This is a genomic window from Brasilonema bromeliae SPC951 (assembly GCF_012912135.1).
Classification (GTDB): Bacteria; Cyanobacteriota; Cyanobacteriia; order Cyanobacteriales; family Nostocaceae; genus Brasilonema; species Brasilonema bromeliae.
On sequence record NZ_QMEB01000422.1, the window covers coordinates 1 to 1,455 of the forward strand.

1 protein-coding gene and 1 pseudogene are annotated in these 1,455 nt (G+C 38.3%); one reads left to right on the forward strand and one right to left on the reverse strand.

Features of this window, described 5'->3' with window-relative positions; genetic code table 11:
* Window positions 1-1,114 (forward strand): transposase (locus tag DP116_RS28215; protein WP_169158246.1); only part of this gene is annotated, 1,114 nt, incomplete at its 5' end.
* 11 nt (window positions 1,115-1,125) lie between these two features.
* Here the strand turns inward: DP116_RS28215 and DP116_RS28220 are convergent.
* Window positions 1,126-1,401, reverse strand: a pseudogene (locus tag DP116_RS28220) (amine oxidase); the annotation flags it as partial.
* Between the last annotated feature and the right edge of the window lie 54 nt (window positions 1,402-1,455).

Genomic DNA, 1,455 nt, shown 5'->3' on the forward strand with positions numbered 1-1,455 from the left:
TTTGTTCCGTGTAAATGAAATATACTTGCTGGCAGGAGATGAGGTTGTAGTCAGTAAATCAGGTAAACAGACTTATGGATTAGATAGATTCTTTTCTAGCCTTGCCAGTCAACCGATATCAGGACTATCTTTCTTTGTATTATCGTTAGTGAGTGTTGAAAGGGGGCAGTCATTTCCTATTCAGATAGAACAGGTAATCAAGAGTGATACAGAAATCAATAGCACGTGGGCAATCAAAACAGTAAAAGCCCAAGAAAAACGGGGACGGGGACGACCAAAAGGGAGTCAGAACAAAAATAAAACAGAAGTGATATTAACATCTGAATTATTGCTAATTAAAAAGATGATTCATTCACTATTCAAGTTAGTAGCTAACTTTATTCCCCTGACATACTTGGTATTAGATGGTCATTTCGGTAACAATAATGCTTTACAGATGGCACGACAAGTTAACTTGCACATAATTTCCAAACTCCGCCATGATTCAGCGTTATACATCCCTTATGAAAATCCTGACTCCAATAGTCGCTCTCGTCGTAAATACGGTGACAAGCTGGACTATCGTAATCTACCAGACAAATATTTATGCCAAAGTACCATTAACAAAGATATTCAAACTGACGTTTATCAAGCCACTTTCCTGCACAAAGAATTTGCTCAGGCTCTCAATGTAGTAATTTTGGTCAAAATCAATCTTAAAACTAATACTCGTAGTCATGTAATTCTCTTCTCTAGTGACCGGAAATTATCGTTTGATAAAATCATTGACTATTACAAGCTTCGTTTCCAAATCGAGTTTAACTTTCGTGATGCCAAGCAGTTTTGGGGATTAGAAGATTTTAGGAATTTGAGCAAAACTGCAGTGACTAATGCTGCTAATTTAGCATTTTTTATGGTTAATTTATCTCATCATATTCTAGCTGACTTTCGCCTCTTTAATCCCGAATCCGGCATTATTGACCTTAAGGCTCACTATCGTGGCTTTCGATATGTCCGTGAAATCTTAAAAATGCTTCCTGAAATTCCTGAGCCTATTTTATTAACCCAGATTTTTGCCAAGCTTACTTCTTTAGGTCGTATTCATACCGCTTCTACGGGCGTTGAACCCTCGTAAATTGGCAAAGGTATTGTAAAATAGTAAAGCATTCCTATAGCTGCTGCTGCCGAACACTGTTCTCCAGGAGCAAACAAGCCCACCAATAACATTGGTTCAAAAGATTCGCGGTAGAGTCGTGCAGAAACGCCAAAATCTTTAAACAATTCACGGGCAGTGATAAAATCATAACGTCGCCAAGCTTCATCAGAATTATCAAAATCAATAATCGCGTAAAGTAAAGGCAGGGCGCTGAGGCGATCAAGGAGTGGCAAACGTTTAAACTGTGTATAAAGGAAAGTTCCTAGAACCTATCCCACTAATGCCGAAATATGGTAATCTACTTCTCGTATGAGAAGGGT